Origin of the sequence: Streptomyces sp. NBC_00459, assembly GCF_036013955.1 — a bacterium.
Taxonomy (GTDB): domain Bacteria; phylum Actinomycetota; class Actinomycetes; order Streptomycetales; family Streptomycetaceae; genus Streptomyces.
In genome coordinates, this window is sequence record NZ_CP107903.1 from 6751541 (window position 1) to 6770075 (window position 18535).

At 66.0% G+C, this 18535-nt stretch carries 17 protein-coding genes and 1 tRNA gene; 9 read left to right on the forward strand and 9 right to left on the reverse strand.

The window, feature by feature from the left end:
- Positions 1-24 precede the first annotated feature (24 nt).
- Complete coding sequence (locus OHN74_RS29970; protein WP_327697694.1) at positions 25-699, forward strand: response regulator transcription factor; 675 nt, start codon at positions 25-27, stop codon at positions 697-699.
- On the opposite strand, the gene OHN74_RS29975 is transcribed toward OHN74_RS29970, so the two are convergent.
- The 3 genes from OHN74_RS29975 to OHN74_RS29985 all read right to left on the reverse strand — a co-directional run bounded on the left by OHN74_RS29975 (position 653) and on the right by OHN74_RS29985 (position 3963).
- On the reverse strand, positions 653-2311 hold the full coding sequence (locus tag OHN74_RS29975) for an SDR family oxidoreductase (RefSeq protein WP_443060470.1): 1659 nt from the start codon (positions 2309-2311) through the stop codon (positions 653-655). The genes OHN74_RS29970 and OHN74_RS29975 overlap by 47 nt on opposite strands.
- 217 nt (positions 2312-2528) lie before the next feature.
- On the reverse strand, positions 2529-3494 hold the full coding sequence (locus tag OHN74_RS29980) for a GNAT family N-acetyltransferase (protein ID WP_327697695.1): 966 nt from the start codon (positions 3492-3494) through the stop codon (positions 2529-2531).
- 398 nt (positions 3495-3892) lie between these two features.
- Positions 3893-3963 (reverse strand) — tRNA-Arg (locus OHN74_RS29985).
- A gap of 108 nt (positions 3964-4071) precedes the next feature.
- On the opposite strand from OHN74_RS29985, the gene OHN74_RS29990 reads away from it, so the two are divergent.
- Entirely contained in the window at positions 4072-4998 is a 927-nt protein-coding gene (locus tag OHN74_RS29990) for a phosphotransferase family protein (RefSeq protein WP_327697696.1), read from the forward strand.
- A gap of 7 nt (positions 4999-5005) precedes the next feature.
- Here the strand turns inward: OHN74_RS29990 and OHN74_RS29995 are convergent, their stop codons facing one another.
- Positions 5006-6253, reverse strand: a complete 1248-nt coding sequence (locus tag OHN74_RS29995) for a hypothetical protein (protein WP_327700330.1) — start codon at positions 6251-6253, stop codon at positions 5006-5008.
- A gap of 387 nt (positions 6254-6640) precedes the next feature.
- Here OHN74_RS29995 and OHN74_RS30000 point away from each other — a divergent pair, with 387 nt between their 5' ends.
- From OHN74_RS30000 to istB, 5 genes are all read left to right on the forward strand, one after another.
- Positions 6641-7201 carry a bifunctional DNA primase/polymerase gene (locus OHN74_RS30000; RefSeq protein WP_443060471.1) on the forward strand — a complete coding sequence of 187 codons (561 nt, stop codon included), beginning with the start codon at positions 6641-6643 and terminating at the stop codon, positions 7199-7201.
- Positions 7191-7511, forward strand: a complete 321-nt coding sequence (locus OHN74_RS30005; RefSeq protein WP_327697698.1) for a hypothetical protein — start codon at positions 7191-7193, stop codon at positions 7509-7511. The genes OHN74_RS30000 and OHN74_RS30005 overlap by 11 nt, the downstream gene beginning before the upstream one ends.
- Positions 7512-7515: 4 nt before the next feature.
- On the forward strand, positions 7516-7836 hold the full coding sequence (locus OHN74_RS30010; RefSeq protein WP_327697700.1) for a hypothetical protein: 321 nt from the start codon (positions 7516-7518) through the stop codon (positions 7834-7836).
- A 562-nt stretch (positions 7837-8398) separates the two neighbouring features.
- Positions 8399-9679, forward strand: coding sequence for an IS21 family transposase (gene istA, locus OHN74_RS30015; protein WP_327695659.1), 1281 nt, complete (start codon positions 8399-8401; stop codon positions 9677-9679).
- Positions 9679-10497: an IS21-like element helper ATPase IstB gene (gene istB, locus OHN74_RS30020; protein ID WP_327695658.1), complete on the forward strand. Its 819-nt coding sequence runs from the start codon at positions 9679-9681 to the stop codon at positions 10495-10497. Before istA ends, istB begins: the two co-directional genes overlap by 1 nt.
- 91 nt (positions 10498-10588) lie before the next feature.
- Here the strand turns inward: istB and OHN74_RS30025 are convergent, their stop codons facing one another.
- From OHN74_RS30025 to OHN74_RS30040, 4 genes are all read right to left on the reverse strand, one after another.
- Positions 10589-11140 carry a hypothetical protein gene (locus OHN74_RS30025; protein ID WP_327697701.1) on the reverse strand — a complete coding sequence of 184 codons (552 nt, stop codon included), beginning with the start codon at positions 11138-11140 and terminating at the stop codon, positions 10589-10591.
- 402 nt (positions 11141-11542) lie between these two features.
- Positions 11543-11890, reverse strand: a complete 348-nt coding sequence (locus OHN74_RS30030; RefSeq protein ID WP_327697702.1) for a hypothetical protein — start codon at positions 11888-11890, stop codon at positions 11543-11545.
- 284 nt (positions 11891-12174) lie between these two features.
- Positions 12175-12765 carry a hypothetical protein gene (locus OHN74_RS30035; RefSeq protein WP_327697703.1) on the reverse strand — a complete coding sequence of 197 codons (591 nt, stop codon included), beginning with the start codon at positions 12763-12765 and terminating at the stop codon, positions 12175-12177.
- A gap of 290 nt (positions 12766-13055) precedes the next feature.
- Entirely contained in the window at positions 13056-13403 is a 348-nt protein-coding gene (locus OHN74_RS30040; RefSeq protein WP_327697704.1) for a hypothetical protein, read from the reverse strand.
- A 329-nt stretch (positions 13404-13732) separates the two neighbouring features.
- On the opposite strand from OHN74_RS30040, the gene OHN74_RS30045 reads away from it, so the two are divergent.
- A complete protein-coding gene (locus OHN74_RS30045; protein ID WP_327697705.1) occupies positions 13733-15352 on the forward strand; it encodes a hypothetical protein in 1620 nt (539 codons plus the stop codon).
- A gap of 115 nt (positions 15353-15467) precedes the next feature.
- Positions 15468-17411 carry an ATP-binding protein gene (locus tag OHN74_RS30050; RefSeq protein WP_327697706.1) on the forward strand — a complete coding sequence of 648 codons (1944 nt, stop codon included), beginning with the start codon at positions 15468-15470 and terminating at the stop codon, positions 17409-17411.
- A 368-nt stretch (positions 17412-17779) separates the two neighbouring features.
- Here the strand turns inward: OHN74_RS30050 and OHN74_RS30055 are convergent, their stop codons facing one another.
- Positions 17780-18520 carry a GntR family transcriptional regulator gene (locus tag OHN74_RS30055; protein WP_327697707.1) on the reverse strand — a complete coding sequence of 247 codons (741 nt, stop codon included), beginning with the start codon at positions 18518-18520 and terminating at the stop codon, positions 17780-17782.
- Between the last annotated feature and the right edge of the window lie 15 nt (positions 18521-18535).

The window sequence follows — 18535 nt, forward strand, 5'->3', positions numbered from 1 at the left end:
GGAACGGCGTGCGAGGAACACGGAATGGCTGAGGCGGTCCGGGTGCTGATCGCGGACGATCAGGCGCTGTTGCGCGGGAGCTTCCGTCTGCTCATCGATTCCACCCCCGGAATGAAGACGATCGGCGAGGCGGGAGACGGCGCCAGGGCGGTGGAACTCGCCCGGGAACTCAAACCGGACGTCGTCCTGATGGACCTGCGCATGCCTGTCATGGACGGCATCGCGGCCACCCGGGAGATCTGCTCGGACGAGACGATGGCCGGTGTACGGGTACTGGCCCTGACGATGTTCGACATGGACGAGTACGTGTACCCGGCCCTGCAGGCGGGCGCGAGCGGATTCATGCTGAAGGACGTCTCACCGGCCGACCTGGTCGCCGGCATCCGCGTCATCGCCACCGGCGAGGGCGTACTGGCGCCCACGGTCACCCGCCGTCTCATCGCGAACTTCTCCCGCAGCGACGAGACGGCTCGGGAGGCCCCGCGGCTCGTCGGGCTCACCAAGAGGGAACAGGAGGTGCTCGTGCTGATCGCGAACGGACTGTCGAACGCCGAGATCTCCCGGCAGTTGGTGATCAGTCTGCCGACCGTGAAGACCCACGTGAGCAGCCTCCTCGCCAAGGTGCAGGCCCGTGATCGCGCCCAGTTGGTCATCATCGCCTACGAGAGCGGCCTCGCCGAGCGCGGGATGCCGACCTGAGGAACCGCAGGGGAGCGGGTCGGACGCGATCGGCGAATGACTCGGTCCCGCGCCCGCCGCCGTCCTTCGCGGCGGCCTTGGTGATGTTGCGGGCCATGCCGCCGAAGACGACCGCGTGGAAGGGGGAGACGGACCACCAGTAGACGTGGCCCAGCAGACCACGCGGATGGAACAGGGCACGCTGACGGTAACGGGTGAGGCCCTCGCCCTCGGTCCCCTCGGTCCCCTCCGTCTCCACGTACATCTCCAGCCAGGCGAGGCCGGGCAGCCGCATCTCGGCCCGCAACCGCAGCAGCCGTCCGGGCTCGATCTCCTCGACCCGCCAGAAGTCCAGCGAGTCCCCGACCCGCAGACGCTCGGCGTCGCGTCGCCCGCGGCGCAGACCGACACCCCCGACGAACCTGTCCAACCAGCCCCGGACCGCCCAGGCCAGCGGGAAGGAGTACCAGCCGTTGTCACCCCCGATGCCCTCGATCACCTTCCACAGGTCCTGTCGGGACACGTCGACCGACAGACGCCGCTCGTCCTGGTAGAGGCTGCCGCCCGCCCAGTCCGGGTCGGTGGGCAGGGGGTCGCTGGGCGCCCCCGGCGGAGCGGCGGACGACCAGCGGGTGGCGACCTGCGCCTCCCGCACCCTCCGCAGTGCCAGGGCCAGCGCCTCGTCGAAGGGCAGCGGCCGACCCGGCAGGTCGGGAACGTACCGGGCGATGTCGTGCTCGCGGCAGACGACCTCGTGGCGCAGCGACTCCGTGAGCGGCCGGGCCAGGGAGGCGGGCACGGGCGTCACGAGACCGACCCAGTGGCTGGACAGCCTCGGGGTCAGAACCGGAACCGGCACGATGATCCGTCTCCGTAGTCCCGCGACGACGGCGTAACGGCACATCATCTCCCGGTAGGTAAGGACGTCCGGCCCGCCGATGTCGAACGCCCGGTCGACGTCGTCCGGCATGGCGGCCGAGCCGACGAGGTAACGCAGCACATCGCGCACCCCGATGGGCTGGGTGCGGGTGTGCACCCAACTCGGGGTGACCATCACCGGCAGCCGCTCGGTGAGGTACCGCAGCATCTCGAAGGAGGCCGACCCCGAGCCGATGACGACCGCCGCCCGCAGCACGGTGGCGGGTACGGGCGCGCCGAGAAAGATCCGCCCCACCTCGGCCCGCGACCGCAGATGCGGCGACAGCGACTCCTCGGCCACACCCCGAGGGGTGAGTCCGCCGAGATAGACGATCCGCCGCACGCCCGCCGCCTCCGCCTGCTCGGCGAAGACGCGCGCGGCCCGGCGGTCGGTGTCCTCGAACCCGGAGCCGGAACCGAGGGCGTGCACCAGGTAGTAAGCGACGTCGATGCCGCGCATGGCGCCGCCAACGGACTCGGGGTCCGTGACGTCCCCGCGAACCGTCTCGACATCGCCCGCCCAGGGATGGTCACGGAGCTTGTCCGGCGAACGGGCCAGACACCGCACCCGATGCCCCGCCTCCAGCAGCTCCGGCACCAGGCGTCCACCGATGTAACCGGACGCTCCCGTGACCAGACACCGCAGCGCCTCGGCCCCACGGCCACCGTGCCCTTCCCTCTGGTCCGGCGCGTCCCACTCTCCATCCGTGCTCACGACCGTGCCTCCACGCCCTCGCTCCGACGCTTTTGCCTCGTCGTCCGATCATTGCCGCAACGGGCTGACCGCGCCTGTCGCGGCGAGGCGGTCCGGGAGACGGCAGACGGGAGACGGAGACGGGAGACGGGAGATGGGCCGGGGACGGCCCGGGAGGCCGGCACGGCCCGATCACGCCACCATCTCGGCGACTCGCGGCCGCCGAATGCCCTTACCGCTACAGCGGCCGTACGTACCCGATCCAGGTGTGCCGGGTGCCGAAGCCGCACCGCTCGTACAGGCCCAGGGCACCGGTGGCGTTGGCGCTGTCCACATTCAGGCCGGCTCTGCCGTAGCCCTGCTCCTGACCTACCCGCAGGCAGGTGGTGAGCAGCGCGGTGGCCACGCCGGTGCCACGCCAGGCCGGCCGCGTGCCGATCCTGTCGATCCAGCATTCGCGGATGCCGGTCATGGCGGTCTCGGCGTCGTATTCGTGACCGATGAGGTAGCCGGCCACCTCGTCCCCGTCCAGCGCGAGGAACGACACATCAGGCCGGAACGACCTGGCACCGGTGCTCTGGTGACGCCACCGGTCCGGGGTGGCCGGTATGTGTCCCCAGTGGTCGAGGAACGCTTCGTTGTGCGCCAACCGGGTCGCGTCGTCGTACGCCTCGGTGAAGGGCACCACGCGCAGCCCACCCGCCGGGCTTGTCACCGGGATCGGGTCGCCGTTCAGCGGCCGACGCATGTCGAAGTACCAACGCCGCGCCTCGAACCCGGCTTGCTGATAGAGGTCGCGTTTGGCGGTGTTCGGCGCGTGGAGCTGGATGTGCGCCTCGCCCGGCAGGTCCGGAAACCGCTCGCGATGCTGCTGAGCCGCCCTGGTCACCAGCCAGTCCACCAGTGCGGTGCCCATACCCCGGCCGCGCGCGTCGGGCCGCACCGCTCCCTCGACATACACCAGGTGCAGATCGGTCGCGTCGGGCAGCCCCGTCGCCCTGGCGTAGCCGATCAGCTCGCCACCGGACCACAGCCCCACCGAGTCACGGGTCAACTCCAGGTGTGGATCGCCCAGTTCCTCGGCAAGGTCTTCCGCATCGTAGTGCTCGTCGGTGCCGTCGGCGGCCTCCACCGCGGCGAACAACTGGGCCAGGGCCGGAGCATCGTCCAGCGCAAGTGGCCGCCAGGCCGGCATCGCGTGCATGGACGGCACGATAGGCATCACCAGGTCCGCGCGCACCCCAGTTTTCGCGGCACGCCACGGGAGCTCGGCAACCCGGCACAGAGCTCCTGCTCTCACTACTTCTATTGCTACGACCGGTGCGCGGGGAGGGGAAGGCGGGTCCTTGTCCGGCGATCCGGAGGACGAACGTCACGACGAGGAGCGCCGGGACCCCACGAGAGTGTCACGGCGGGACCCGACCGGGCGGCACGCCCGTCACCGCGGAGCGAGAGACCTGGTGTTCTCGAAAGGCTCCGGGGTGGCGAGACCGACATTCACCACGCGATGACTGCTCTCGGCGGCATCCACCCACACATACGCGAAGACCCCGTCCTCAGCGAGAGCACTGATGGCGGGGTCTTTAGGCACCTCGTTCAAGGTGCCCCCGGCAGGATTCGAACCTGCGCACACGGCTCCGGAGGCCAGGTGAGGGCGTGAGTGTCTTGGGGGCCTCACCTGCGGGGGAGTGGCCGGGCCGGGGCCTGCCGAGCAAGGTCATTACGCCCCTATTACGTGGGTGACCTGTCGGGGCGCTGGGTGGCGCCGTATGGTCGAAGGCATGATCTCGGGCAGCGGCGGGCGCAAGGACGGCGGTACGGAGTTCACGGCGGAAAGCCTCGGGTCTGTCCTGCGCGAGGCGTGCGCGACGGCCCAACTGGTCCCGGACGGCGCCGAGTTGCTGCGGCTCGGCTCCAACGCCGTGTACAGATTATCGACGTCGCCGATCATCGTCCGTGTTGCCCGTGACCTCGATGTCCGGGAGGAGATGGAGCGGGCGGTAAAGGTCGCGAGGTGGCTGGAGGAGGAGGAGCTTCCGGCTACCCGAGTGCCGGCGGGCGTCTCCCAACCGCTGGTGGTCGGCGGCAGGGTCGTGACCTTCTGGGAGAGCGTGCAGGAGCAGGAGGAGTACGCCACGGTGGGCGAGCTGGCCGATCTGCTCCGCCGGCTTCACTGGCTTGAGGAGCCCGAGTCTCTGAGACTCCCGTACTTCGATCCGTTCGCGAAGCTGTCGGCGTCCCTGAGGCAGATGAACGGCGTACCGGAGGACGACCGGACGTTCCTGGAGGAGCGGACCGCGAACCTCCACAAGGACTACGACCGGCTGGACTTCGTACTCCCCTTCGGGATGATCCACGGGGACGCGAGCATAGGCAACGTGCTCCGTCACCGGGATGGGCACGCGGTGCTCATCGACCTCGACGGCTTTGCCCTGGCCCCGCGCGAGTGGGACCTGATCCAGACCGCGATGTTCTACGACCGGTACGGCTGGCACACGAAGACGGAGTACGCGGAGTTCGTCCACCGTTACGGCTTCGACCTGATGAACTGGCCCGGCTACGAGACCCTGGCGGATCTCCGCGAACTGATGATGGTTGCCTGGCTCGGCCACCAGGTCGGCGCCAGCGAGCGTTCCGCTGCAGAATTCGCACGACGCCTGCGGTCGCTGAGAACCGGCGAGGGGCGAGATGCCTGGGGTCCTTTCTGAGGTGCACTCAGATACCGGGCTGCGTCTCCGAGGCGACCCACAACCTGTGTTCCTGAACCTGCTCCGTGAAGCTCCGCGAGACAGCGTTCTCACCAGTGGCCGCGAGGTTCTGCCGGAACTCGGCCAGATAGCTGACGCACCGGGCGGACTTGAGCTGCTCGCCGAGGTCCAGCGCATCGAGCGCGACGCGACACGCCTCCTCGGTCTCCCCGGCCCGTAGGTGGGCGTCCGCCAGAACCATGGTCGCGAAGAAATCACTCCGCACGTGGCTGCCGCTCATGGCGTTCTCGGCGTGGGCCACAGCCCTGCGAGCACTGTTCACGTCACGGAAGCAGTGCGCCGCTTCGGCGGCGAGCTCGGCCTCGTCGAAGTAGCTGATCCACTCGGGCTCGTCATGGCTGTTCCGGCTCTCCAAGGCGTTCGTCGCCGCGCTCAACGCGGCCTCGCACGCGCTGACATCACCGGTTCGCGCGAGGGCGCGGGCTTCCATGGCGTGGAACTGGGCGCGCAAGGTAGGTGTGGCCACGGGCGAAATGCCCATGAGAGCGGCGCGAGCGAGCGTGGCGGCCTGCGTGTAGCGACCGAGGAACGTCGCCTGATGGCTCATGGCGGACAGGATGCTCCCGGCCAGTCGACGGTCATTGGCATCCTGAGCCAACCGAAGAGCCTGAAGGAAATACCGCTGGGCCAGACCGTGATGACACGAGTCGTAGGACATCCAGCCGGCGAGGAGAGTCGCCTCGGCGACGGTGGAATAGAGGGCACGGCCCACCTGGTCGGAGTACCGGCCGCGTAGCAGCGGAAAGACGTCGTTGCTGAGGTACTGGATGACCGCGTGCCGTGCGTGGTCTCCGCCGAACTGGTCGTCAAGCTGGGCGAACATGTCCGCCGTGGTCTTGATGGCGGTCACGTCGCCGAGACCGACTCGTACGCCGTCGGCACGCGGACGGGGGATGGCCGGCTCGGGCGCGACCAACCACCGTAGGGACGCCTCGTTCCACGCGGGCTCGGACGGCTCCGCCGTGAGCAACGGGTCGTACTGATTCAGATCCGCACGCCACAACTGCCCCACCGTCCGAATGGCGTCGTCCGGGCTGGCGGGATAGGCGGCGTCGAGAACGGCCGCGTCACCCGACTCCCCATGGCTCAGCCCCAGTTCTGCCGAACTGGTGTCGAACGCGGCGCACAGGAGCGGCCCGTAGAACTCGTCCGGAGTGCTGTGGCCGTTCTCCCAACTGGCGATGCGGCGCTTCACGCTGGCGTCCGCGGGGAGTTGGTGACCACGCTGGGCGGCGGCCTGCCGTAACTCCCTGACCAGTCGGGGCTGACTCCAGCCCCGACCCATGCGGGCCTCACGTAAGCGGACACTCGTCGGCTTCATGGAGACGTGCCCCTTCATCCTTCTGCATGCGCCGGTTCGACAACTGGGCTTGCGTGAACGAATCTACGCGCTGGTCATTGCTTCTTGCAGTCAGTAACCGGAGATCATCCGCGTGGCACGGGTGACAGGGGATGACGTGCCGTGCGTGTACGTGTCAGCCCCCGTCACCCCCCGTCATCTGCCCTGACCAGGCATCGGACCGTGAGTCTGGACTTACGGCGGCATCGGGCCGCATCGAAGTCTGACCGAGGGTGGGACGACGTGCAGAGGATGACCAGGCGAGGCATGGAATGGCTGACTGCGGCGGCGGACAACCCGGTGGAGTGCAGACAGGTGTGGGCGGATGACCCACGGATGCCCTGCCTGTTGCCGACCGGCCGCTTCTTCGACGTACTGAGCGTTGACCAGCGCCTCGGGATGGAGATGTTCGACCGTCTTCAGCGCAACGGGATGCTGTTCGGGCCCGCGGTCATGGACCGCAAGGCGCAGCGAGTCGGTTTCTTCCTCGGCTCGGAAAGCTGCGAGACCTTCACCTACTACCTCGGACGCGAGACTTCGTCTCCACCAACGTTCCGGTACTTGAGTCAAGGCTCTGCCGTCGTCGTTCCAGGCCCCATCCCCCTCTCCGAGGACCGCTATCAGTGGCTCCGCGCACCGACGCGCCGGCCGGAGGCCAATCCGCTGCGTCCGGTCGCTCTGGCGACGGCGTTGGTCGCCTCCGCGGAACTCCTGGCAAGGATGGATCGCTTCGACGAGCAGTACCCGACCCCGTACTCGGCGGTCGCCGCGCTCCCCGAGGAGCCGACCAGCGATGCCGGATGAGCCGACGGACGGGCGCGACGCTGCCGCGTGGTCGCCTCTCGAAAGCGCAGGATGGTACGCGGCCCGAAACGCGACAACGGCATTGCGGGATGCTCTCGTCCACGCGGGCCTGGAGAAGGATTTCCCGTACCTGCGCGCGGACTTGAACGCCTTCGGACACGGCCTCGTCGAGCTGGGCCGGGTGACCCCGGACACGGCCGAGCGCCTCGCCGAACTCCTGCGCCTGGCCCTGGCAAACGGATTCGGCGCGGACCATGACGACGCCAACCACGCACCGACCACCGTCGAGGAACACAAGGGAAGGACCTGACGCCATGACCGACCGGCGAGGAGTGGTGGCCAAGCGAGCGGAAGACCTGGTACCCGGCGTGCCGTACGTCCGAGGCTGGAACCGCGCACGACGAAGCGCCGGCACGCTAGCCGACCAACTTGTCCTGCTGGGCTTGGACACCGACTTCCCCGGTCTGCTGGCCGACGTGAACGTCTTCGGCGGCGGGCTGGTACAGCTCGGGACCGTTCGCCCTGAAGCAGCCGAGCTACTGGCGAACTTGATCACAGCAGGACTGGAAGCCGAACTGCACGGCACAGCGGCTGAAACGCCCTCGACCACGCGGCGGGAAACGCCGGCGGCTTGAACCGCTCCTCAGACGCCAGCGGGTCGCGGTCCGAGACTGCTCCCCCGATCCGCTGGCCTGGGCCCCGTACGACACCGTCCCCCGCGCTGTCGTACGGGGCTCCTTGCTTCCCGGCGTACCGGGCCGTCAGGCTCGCCTGCCGCTCGGCCGGGACCGGCGCCCCAGCGCCGCAGCCCGGACGAAGCGGCAGGCCGAACGGTGACATCAGCTTGGGAAGCTGCGGTCATTTGGGGCCGGAGCAGGGGCTGACCTGGGCGAACGGGTGGGATGCGACCTCGTCTGGCCCGGCTGCTTTCACCGTGGTTCCCCGCTGTTCCCCGCTCGATCTGGTGCGCTTGTGGTGCAGCTGCGGCCCGGCGTGTTGAAGAACGTCGGTAGGGAGTCAGCCGAGGAGTTCATGGATCGCCGCAGCGGTGTTGAACACCGCCGGCAGGATGAAGACGACTCCTCAGAAGCCGCTGTCGGCGACGGGTGAATCGTGACCCTCTGACGGCGGATCAAAACTGACCCACTTCGTGGTCTTCTGACCAACCTGATCTTGATCGAAGGTCAGGAGAAGAGGGTGATTTCCGTGGAGGACTGGGCAGAGATCCGCAGGCTGCACCGGGCCGAGCAGATGCCGATCCGGGCGATCGCCCGGCAGCTGGGCATCTCGAAGAACACCGTGAAGCGGGCCCTGGCCACGAACCGGCCGCCGGTCTACTCCCGGCCGGCCAAGGGCTCGGCGGTCGACGCGGTCGAGCCGCAGATCCGGGAACTGCTGAAGCAGGCCCCGACGATGCCGGCGACCGTGATCGCCGAACGGATCGGCTGGGACCGTGGCATGACCGTCCTCAAAGAACGCGTACGAGAGCTGCGGCCCGCCTATCTGCCCGTCGATCCGGTCTCACGCACCACCTATCAGCCCGGCGAGCTGGCCCAGTGCGACCTGTGGTTCCCACCCGTCGACATACCGCTCGGCTACGGCCAGTCCGGCCACCCGCCGGTGCTCGTGATGGTGTCCGGCTACTCACGGATCATCACGGCGCGGATGCTGCCCACCCGCACCACCGGCGACCTGATCGACGGCCACTGGAAGCTTCTGACCGGCTGGAACGCGGTCCCACGGATGCTGGTCTGGGACAACGAGGCCGGCATCGGCCGCGGCAAGGTGACCGGCGACTTCGCCGCGTTCGCGGGCCTGCTCGCCACCCGGATCCACCTCTGCCGACCCCGCGACCCAGAAGCGAAAGGGCTGGTGGAGAGGGCCAACGGCTACCTGGAGACCAGCTTCCTGCCCGGCCGCACCTTCACCGGCCCCGACGACTTCAACACCCAGCTGACCACCTGGCTGGCCATCGCCAACCGACGCCAGCACCGCACCCTCGGAGCCCGCCCCATCGACCGGTGGGAAGCCGACCGGGCCCAGATGCTCGCCCTGCCGCCCGTCGACCCGCCGCGCTGGTGGCGCTTCGCCACCCGCATCGGCCGCGACCACTACATCCGCGTCGACACCTGCGACTACTCCGTGCACCCCCTGGCCATCGGCAAGAAAGTCCAGGTCCGCACCGACACCGACGAAGTCATCGTGACCCTCACACCCGGCGGGGCGGAAGTCGCCCGCCATCCACGCTGCTGGGCCAAGCAGCAGACCATCACCGACCCGGTCCATGCCCGCGCCGCCGCCGTTCTGCGCGGCGACTACCGCCACCACCAAGCCTCCCAGGCCCAGGCCGCCCGCCGGCCAGGCGCCGCCACCGCAAGCGATCTCGTCGAGGTCGAACAACGCCAACTCGACTCCTACGACCGCATGTTCACCCTCATCGAGGGCGGCGGCCAGGCCGATGATCCGGAGGTCTCCTGATGCCCGCCACCACCAAGACCACCGCCCCGGCGGGGCCCCGCACCGGCCGTCAGACCGCCGCCGACCTGTCCTTCCTGGCCCGGGCGATGAAAGCCCCGGCCCTGCTGGACGCCGCCGAACGCCTGGCCGAACGAGCCCTGAAGGAGACCTGGACACACACCGAGTTCCTCGTCGCCTGCCTCCAGCGGGAGGTCTCCGCCCGCGAGTCCCACGGCGGCGAGGCCCGCATCCGCACCGCACGCTTCCCCGCGATCAAGACCATCGAGGAACTCGACATCACCCATCTGCGCGGCATAACGCGCCAACAACTCGCCCATCTGGGCACGTTGGACTTCATCACCGGCAAGGAGAACGCCGTTTTCCTCGGACCGCCGGGGACCGGGAAGACACACCTGGCGATCGGACTCGCGGTCCGCGCCTGCCAGGCCGGCCACCGGGTCGCGTTCGCCACCGCCGCCGAATGGGTCGACCGCCTGGCCGCCGCCCACCACGCCGGACACCTCCAGGCCGAGCTCACCAAACTGTCCCGCTATCCGCTGATCGTCGTCGACGAGGTCGGCTACATCCCCTTCGAATCCGAGGCCGCGAACCTGTTCTTCCAACTGGTCTCGAACCGATACGAGAGAGCGAGTGTGATCGTCACGAGCAACAAACCCTTCGGACGCTGGGGCGAGGTCTTCGGCGACGAGACCGTGGCCGCCGCCATGATCGACCGCCTCGTCCACCACGCCGAGGTCCACTCCCTCAAAGGCGACTCCTACCGCATGCGCGGACGCCAACTCGGACGCGTCCCCACCGCCACACACGACACCGACTGAACACCGGCAACCAGACCCGGTGGGTCAGAACTCGACCGCCCACACCGGGTCAGGATTCAACCGCCGCCGACAGCCGCTCTCGTGGCGGGCCCTACTGGTCTTCCTGGTAGGTCTTCCGGTCCTTGAGAAGCTCCCACGCCTTGATGTTCCAGTTCTGCGGGTATATCACGATCGTCCGCCATACTGTGCTGGTCGTGGTGATCTGGATCCGGTTGTACGGCAAGCTTCGGTCGATCTTCACGATTTCCACTGGCGGGAATTGGTGGGAACCGCCGCTCTCCGCGAAAAAGTGGAAGCCGCCCGTGTATATGGGAACTGTCAGGCCAGCAACAGTCCCGTCACCCAACTTGGCGTCCGTGCAATAGGCGGGGGACGCCGCGCCGCTCATGCCGATCGCGTCATCAGCCACTACCCGCCGGTTCCACGCTGCCGCCACACGGTTCCGTGCCTTGGCCTCCCATACCCAGGCAGCCGTAAGCAGCACAGCAAACGCCGCCCACGAGTAGTTGTGCGTCAGACGGGCCAGGCCTCCTGCGAAGAGCCCAAAAAACACGGAGGTGCCAACGATCTGACCGGTATCAGCGCCAGCCACCAGCTGGTTGTGCGCGATTCTGCCTTTACGGCCGCTGCGATCTCTTGCCATTACTGCTCCTCGGGGCGCCCGCTCCCTGCGTTGACAGCGGCATTGTTCCCTACCAGGTGCGCAGAGGGTGGACCGGGAACCCCGGTGACGAAGGGTTCAGCAGCTCCTGCTCGTATGCACGCCCCATGACCACCCGGACGGGTCTCCCGTTCGACCGGCAGACCCCAAGATCGGTTGAACCACAGCTACTGAGGGACAGCGCCCGCACTGGACACTGAGCTTGAGATCGGGCCTCATCCTTATCAGGTCGATCACGGGGCTTCGGTGACGTTGGTCAACGGGCCGTGCTCCTGGGCTGACCATCCGCTGGGGTCCGACGCCAACCGCTGCTGTTGGGGGCTGTTGGTGTCAGGCGTTGGTGTCAGCCATCTTGGGCAGGCTTGACAGGCTCGCCGCTTACCCTCAGTCCCAGAAGCCGTGAGCGTCCATGAGCCGGATCAGATGCCCCAGGCCGTGCTGTTCCATGTATCGCCTCATGATGTCGCGCGGCGGCCAGATACTGCGGTAGGGATCTGCGCAAGGGCCGGCGTGCAACCCTCCACCCGGGCCGGTGTACAGCCCACCGCCGACACCGGTGTACAGCCCACCGCCGACACCGGTGTACATGCCTCCGCCGACGCCTGTGTACATGCCTCCGCCGACACCGCTATACAGGCCCCCGCCGACGCCCGTGTACGCGCCGCCACCGACGCCCGTATAGGCACCGCCGCCCACTCCGGTATACGCGCCTCCGCCGACGCCTGTGTACATGCCCCCGCCAACACCCGTGTAGAGGCCCCCGCCAACGCCCGTGTATCTATCTCGTACCCACATGAGACGAGTGTGGCAGCCAGGACTGACAATGGCGGAACATGCCAAACGAGCCGACAGTCATGGACAGGGCGCGGGCGCCTTCTGATCCATAGCTCTATCAAGATCGGGCATTGACGGTCATACAGGCCGCTCGAAGGGGTCTGATGGGCGCCACTGGCCATGGTCGGTTGCTGTGGTTGCTGTACTTCGCTGCTGTACGCGACTTGGGGTGCGCCAGGCGGTCAGGCGCGGCGCCATGCTTCGAAGAATCGCTCACGGTCCTGTGCCGTTTCGAACTCCCGCCGACCGGCCAGCGCGACGCGCCATGCGCTCATCTCTGCGTCCCGTAGCCACAGCTCGCCCCCGTAGCGACCACTAACGCCGATGGTGCCGTGGTCGAGGACTGAGCCGATGACCTCTGCCACAGCCGTGCGCTGAGCTGGCGTCAGCTCCTCCAGGAAGCTCAGGACGCGGAAGGCGATGCCGCCCTCGTTGCCGTCATGGATACGGTCGAAGAAGGACCCGCGCATGTCGACAGGGTGGATGTTCCAGGCCGCGCTGCCTCCGGTGTCGCGGATGCGCTCCCAGAAGTCCTTCCCCTCTGTGGTTCCCGGCAACGGAAGCGCCGCGAAGAGGTCGATCAAGTGACCGTTGGCAGCTTGGCTGTACGCGGTGTCACAGGTTGCAGCAGCAGCGATTTTGGCAACGTGGCTGACAGTGAGGCCGCCATCTTCGGGCCAGTCGAGCGGGACGTTGAGCTTCTGGGTGAGGTGCTGTTGTAGCTCGTCGTACTCATCAGGCTGTTGGCTGCCGATACGCCGGTTCACGATCAAGCTGTCCCCCTGGGGCTGCGGTCCGATACTCGGACCTGCCAGCATGCCAGCGCCAGAAGCCTCGGCGTGAGCGGGTTTTGGACGAGCTGGGTCCCCATCGCGAGCACTCATGCCTCGACCGAGCGACTGCTTCGTCCCGAAGCAACTTGGGTGTGGGCGCTGCCTTGGACTTCCGCGCCACTGACCTGCGCTGATGGTTCGCAGACGTTCGTGACTGTTCGCCGTTGTGCGCGGGCGTTGTCACGCAGTTAGACACGCAGGGGACGCCCGGCCCTCCGCTTAACGGTAGATCAGCTTTGCTCTTCGAGCTGTGCCATCCACGCGAAGGCGCCCGAGGTGAGACCAGCCCGTGATCCGGTCCGCCAGCGGTCCGTGATGTCGCTCCAGCCGTAAAGTACGGCGTTCTTGGCGCCGTCCTCCAAGTCCTGGTCGTAGAAGAGGCTGAACTTGAAGACCCTGCCGTCGGCGGAGATGACTTGTCCGTCCTCGTGGTCCGGCCCTCCTGACAGGAGGTCGACGACGACCGTACGGTCCGGGTCGAGCCCCTGGCCCTCCAAAAGCTCTCGCAACCTGCTCCAGAGGTCGTGCTCGCCGACCCGCAGGAGTTCGGTGTACTGAACGACGATGCTGGACACCATGGGCCTCATGATCGGTTCCGGCTCTGGCAAAGGGAAGTAGCAGGCGCCGACCAGAGCGAGCTACGACGGACCGCGCGTTACCACGACTCCGGGACCCTCAGCTTGGGAAGCTCAGGTGATCTAGGGCTCGCTACAGGGGCTGACCTGCGCCGGAAGGGTGGCGACGCATGGTGGGCATGTCCGTTGGCTACCCGGTGTTCCCCGTGGCTCCCCGCGCGATCTGGCACGCGTCTGGCACGACGGGCGATCAGCGCGCAGTACATCCGCTACGCAGACACTAGAAAATTAACGGCTGCTCCAGTCCTGCTGCGGAAGCGTCACAATGAGCTGTGCGACAAAGCGACCCTGCAGTGGGCCTTCCTGCCCCGAGGACAGAGGATGAGCAGCAACTCCTTGTAGCTGTCTGGAAGGAGTTTTCCAGCCACGGCGCCTGGCCGGCGTTCCGCCTGCTTGATAAGCGGCTGGATGATCTTGGAATTGATGTGGTCGATGTACTGGGCCGATTGCCAGAGCGGCTGCTGGTCGGGCTCCCCGACCTCAACCGCCCGGTTCCAGTTGGTGATTCTCCGGTGGCGCTGACGATAGCCGGGGTCGCGCAGTGCCCGGATTCATCTGACCTGGTTCAGGCCTTCCTCGCGTTGGTGCGTGCGATGGCCCAGCTGGAGAGAGATCACGAAGGCGAGGATTCCTCCGGGCGCACGCTGCTGCACAGCGGGGATGCTGTGGAGAGAGTCGGTCTCCCGGCCGGCCATGACTCAGAGGAGCTGCTGCGCCGGGCCTTCCTACAGGCCAAGGAAGAGCCCTGGTCGGTCTACTCCAACTCAGGCCCGGAAGGTACATACGGCCGGGAGGGCTGGGAGTTTGCCGTCGACCGCAACATCCGGGCCTACCGCGGAGTAGTGGACCTCAGCGACTACTGGCAGCGACGTGGCGCACAGCTTCCCCCATCGCTCCATGCAGGTCCGCCCCTGCTCCCCATCCTGGCCCATGAGTTGTTCACCCCACGACATGTGACGCAACCGGGGCTAGAGGCATATGTGGCACTGCTCGTGCTGTGGATGTTCGAGCAAGGTGACGGTGACACGACCCTCCTCGTTGATCCAGCGGCGTACGCGCAGCGGCATGACATCAGTGAGGGACGGCTGCGTGGGGTCCTGGAGTATGCGTCACGGCAGGGCGCCGTCGAGATCGTCGGTGTACTCGGGAGCGGGCGCTTGGCACATGCGCGGCTGACCGTGGCTGGAGTACTCAGGGCCGAGGAGCTCATGCGGGTTCGCAGTAACAGCCGGGTGCGGTTCGACTACGCCGTCAACGCGCTGGTGACGGCCGCCATGGACCCTCCCGACGAGTACCCCCCTGGCGTCGCTCCAGGGCCCCACTGGATCGATTTCGTGTTCTTTCGCAGCTATTGGCCCCATTCACGGCTGTACGGGACGAAGATCTCCCATGAAGAGGTCCTGCGGGCTGCCGAGTACCTGGGCCAGCGGGGCCTGGCCGTGCTGCAGCGAGGGCCTTTGCATGACAGCGAGCCTTACGCTCTAGAGCTGACCGGTCTCGGCATCACTTGCGGATCCACCGACGACGTTAACGTGAGGGAGTTCATGGCGAGTCAGCCCCGCTTCAGTATCGGCACCGTCAACAACTACGGCGGTGCCAACCAGATCGGCACTGACAACACCCAGCACAACACCATCGGCTCCACGCCCACCGAGCTTGCCGCCTTCGCCCAGCAGGTCCTCGCGTCTATCCACACGATTGATCTGCCGGAAGACCAGCGCGAACAGCTCGTCCAGGACGCACAGTCACTGGTCGACGAAGCCAGTGCCGGGCAACCGGATACCACTCGGCTGCGCCGCCTCACGGCACGCTTGCGCGAGTCGCTGCTGCAGAACGGGACCGATGCCGTGGTGCAGGGGCTGCTAAGCGCTAGCCAAAACTTGATCTCGTGAGGTCGATGCGGGGTTACGCTTTGTGACCAATCCCAAGATCACTACCAATCGAACGCGTGCTTGACTTCCTGCTTGCCCCATGGACCGCCGAAAGGCCCTATGGGATCATGCGTTTATGCCGGACGTGACTGTTGAGGTGCGCAGGGATCACATTGAGCGGTTGGTGCGCCCCACCAAGCCGTTGCATGCCGTCTTCGAGCTGATCTGGAACTCTCTGGATGCGGACGCGAAAGAAGTCAAGGTAGTCCTGCGTCGAAACGCAATGGACGGTGTCGAAGCCATCCTGGTGGAAGATGACGGGCTCGGAATCAAACGATCCGAGAGCGAACATGAGTTCGGCAGCCTAGGGGGATCGTGGAAGTCCCAGACTCGGGTCAGTCGACGTCATAAGCGGCCTCTTCATGGTAGTAACGGAGAAGGGAGATTTCGAGCATTCGCGCTCGGTCCAGATGTTACATGGACTACCGTCGTAGATGATGTCGATGGTCGAATCTCCTACCAGATTAGAGCCAATGCAGCCACTCCTGAACGTTTTAGTATCAGCGGCGCGGCCAACAGCAGCGAAGAAACGGGAACGAAGGTTGCGGTAGAAGGAATCTCAGGTTCTCTGGTCAGTCTGACGAGCGAGAAGGCGCAGAGTCGACTCACCAAAGAATTTGCTCGCTTTCTGAACAGGTTCCGTGACGTCGCGCTGGAGTATGATGGCAGATCAGTTACCCCTGATGAAGTAATTGACAGGATAAAGCTGATCACACTCTCTTCGCCGGACGAGGATGATCAAGAACCCCCCAGTCTAGAAATCGTGGAGTGGAAGCAAGACTGGCCCAATGAGATCTTCTTTTGTGACACCAGTGGGGCAGCATTAACGGAATACAAGGCGGGCATACAGGCTCCCGGGTTTTCGTTCTCAGCGTACGTTACATGGCATGGTTTTCAGGGAACTGAAGTCGAGTTGGCAGAGCTGGGCCATGCGCGATATGGGCCAATTCTGGATGCGGCTAGGACGGAGCTACGAAAGTACTTCCGGGAGCGCGCCAAGGAGCGCAGACAGCGAGTAGTCGATCAGTGGCGCGCCGAGAACGTATACCCCTTCTCAGGAACCCCGACCACTCCGCTAGAAGAGGTCAAGCGGGATCTCTTCGACGTGGTGGCCGTGCAGGCCATACCAGGGATCGGATCCGAACCGGCAGCTAAGAGGATGTCGCTTCGACTCATTCGCGAAGCACTTGAGCACTCGCCAACTTCCCTGAAGAAAGTACTCCGCGACGTCCTCGATCTGAGCAGCCAGGAACTCGATGATCTAGCGGTATTGCTCGATCGCGCTTCCCTCGCATCCGTGATTTCCTCGGCTCAAACAGTAGCCGACCGACTAGATTTTCTACGCAGCCTGGAACTACTGCTCTTTGACGCCGATCTAAAGAGAGAGGTGTTGGAGCGGAGTCAACTTCATCGGATTCTTGCAGCAGAGGCTTGGGTATTTGGCGAGCAGTTTCAGCTAGGCGTGGATGACCAGAGCATCAAGGAAGTCCTGAAGCGGCATCTTGAGTATCTTGGTCGCGATACGCTGAACATAGCCGATGTGAAACTTGAAGATCGCAAGACGGCAATTGTTGATCTCATGCTTTCGAAGACAATTCAAGATAGCGAGCATCAACATCATCTAATCGTTGAACTGAAAAGGCCGTCCGTCATTGCGGGATACAAGGAGCGGCAGCAGATTGAATCCTACGCTATGGCTGTCGCCAATGATCAACGGTTCCGGGATGCTGGAACTAAGTGGGACTTCGTTCTCGTGGCGAATGCGGTTAGTGACGACATTCGCCGACTTTCCCGCAAGAAAGGCCAGCCTGCCGGATTGATTCACGAGGACGATGATCTAGATCTGCGTATTTGGGTTAAGCATTGGGGGGCGATCATCGAGGAACGTAGAAGGGCTTTGCACTTCTACCAGGATAAGTTGCAAGTTGACCCCACACGGGATGAAGCAATCGACTTCCTCCGCCGGAAATATTCGCAGTTCCTCCCAAAGAGCGTTCAGGATGAGGAAGAGGCGTCCTGATGTGAGGCACACAGGTCGGTGGAGCGGCTTTGGGGTGGCGCTGCTTTGGCGCGAGTGATCATGGCCCCGTAAGCTTCCGGCGCGTCGGGCAGGCTGTGGACCTGCCCGGTAAAGCACGACGTTGGGGCCATGATCTTCGAGGCTCGCGCCAAAGTGGCTCCGTAAAGCCGTGGAGCCGACCGCCCCAGCCCCGACGTACCCCTTCTCTGGCATTAGGTGGCTGCATGCTTTGAGCGCGGCACGGGCGCCGGCCGGGCTGGAGCGGGGCGGAGACAGGAGCGCAGGCCCGGCCGGGGGCCGGGCCGCGCGCGGGGAGCGGAGCGAGCCGCCTTGATGACGTAGAGAAGGTCTGAGCCAACAGGGGTCGGCTACAGCCTGTAGGACAGTTCCAGATCGTCGCCGGGGAGGTGGAACTCCTCCAGAGCCAGCGGCTTGTCTGCCTCCGTGAGCGTCACCCGGATTACGTGCAGGAGAGGGACACCTTCGGGTAGACGGAGGGCTTGGGCCTGGTCCGGGAGCGGCATGCGGGTGCGGACGTACTCCGTGAAGTGGAGTTCGTGGCCCAACGCGGCGAGTGCCACGTAGAGCTCCGGCGCCGGCGGTGGAGCCTCCTCCTCGTACTTCGTGTCGACCAGGACAGAGAACGGCACGTATGTGCGGTGGAGTTGGCGAAGGCGGCCCTGGTCTGCTGTCTGCAAGGCGTCGTACGTGAACATCGGTTCGCCTGGGGGGATGCGGAGCAGATCCGCCAACGCCAAGGGGGCGTCCGTGCGAGTGGCTACTGGGGGCTCGGCGTTTACCCACTGGAGGCCGTCGGCCTCCATGTACCGGCCGTCGGGGGCCAGGCGTACGCCGCGCGGGCGGGTGAGGCTCGGGCGGCCCTGGGGCGAGCGGGCGAATGTGCCTCTGCCCATGATCGCCTCAACCAGGCCGGATGCCCGTAGCTCTGTGAGGCCCTGACGGACTGTGGGGCGCGTCACGCCGAACTGCTTCGCCAACGCCTCCTCTGAGGGGAGCGGTTGGCCGGCGGGGAACGTGCCGTTCAGGATGCCTTCGCGCAGGTAGTCGGCGATCTGCCGATACTTCGGCTGCGTGTTCCTTGGCGGCATGCGGGCCCTCCGTGG

Excerpts from the sequence above, each read along its gene's own strand:
- OHN74_RS29990 (WP_327697696.1), top strand. The coding sequence starts at position 4,072 with ATGATCTCGGGCAGCGGCGGGCGCAAGGACGGCGGTACGGAGTTCACG.
- OHN74_RS30040 (WP_327697704.1), bottom strand. The coding sequence starts at position 13,403 with ATGGTGTCCAGCATCGTCGTTCAGTACACCGAACTCCTGCGGGTCGGC.
- OHN74_RS30025 (WP_327697701.1), bottom strand. The coding sequence starts at position 11,140 with ATGGCAAGAGATCGCAGCGGCCGTAAAGGCAGAATCGCGCACAACCAG.
- OHN74_RS30055 (WP_327697707.1), bottom strand. The coding sequence starts at position 18,520 with ATGCCGCCAAGGAACACGCAGCCGAAGTATCGGCAGATCGCCGACTAC.
- OHN74_RS30010 (WP_327697700.1), top strand. The coding sequence starts at position 7,516 with ATGACCGACCGGCGAGGAGTGGTGGCCAAGCGAGCGGAAGACCTGGTA.
- OHN74_RS29980 (WP_327697695.1), bottom strand. The coding sequence starts at position 3,494 with ATGCACGCGATGCCGGCCTGGCGGCCACTTGCGCTGGACGATGCTCCG.
- OHN74_RS30005 (WP_327697698.1), top strand. The coding sequence starts at position 7,191 with ATGCCGGATGAGCCGACGGACGGGCGCGACGCTGCCGCGTGGTCGCCT.
- OHN74_RS30030 (WP_327697702.1), bottom strand. The coding sequence starts at position 11,890 with ATGTACACAGGCGTCGGCGGAGGCGCGTATACCGGAGTGGGCGGCGGT.
- istB (WP_327695658.1), top strand. The coding sequence starts at position 9,679 with ATGCCCGCCACCACCAAGACCACCGCCCCGGCGGGGCCCCGCACCGGC.
- OHN74_RS29970 (WP_327697694.1), top strand. The coding sequence starts at position 25 with ATGGCTGAGGCGGTCCGGGTGCTGATCGCGGACGATCAGGCGCTGTTG.
- OHN74_RS30050 (WP_327697706.1), top strand. The coding sequence starts at position 15,468 with ATGCCGGACGTGACTGTTGAGGTGCGCAGGGATCACATTGAGCGGTTG.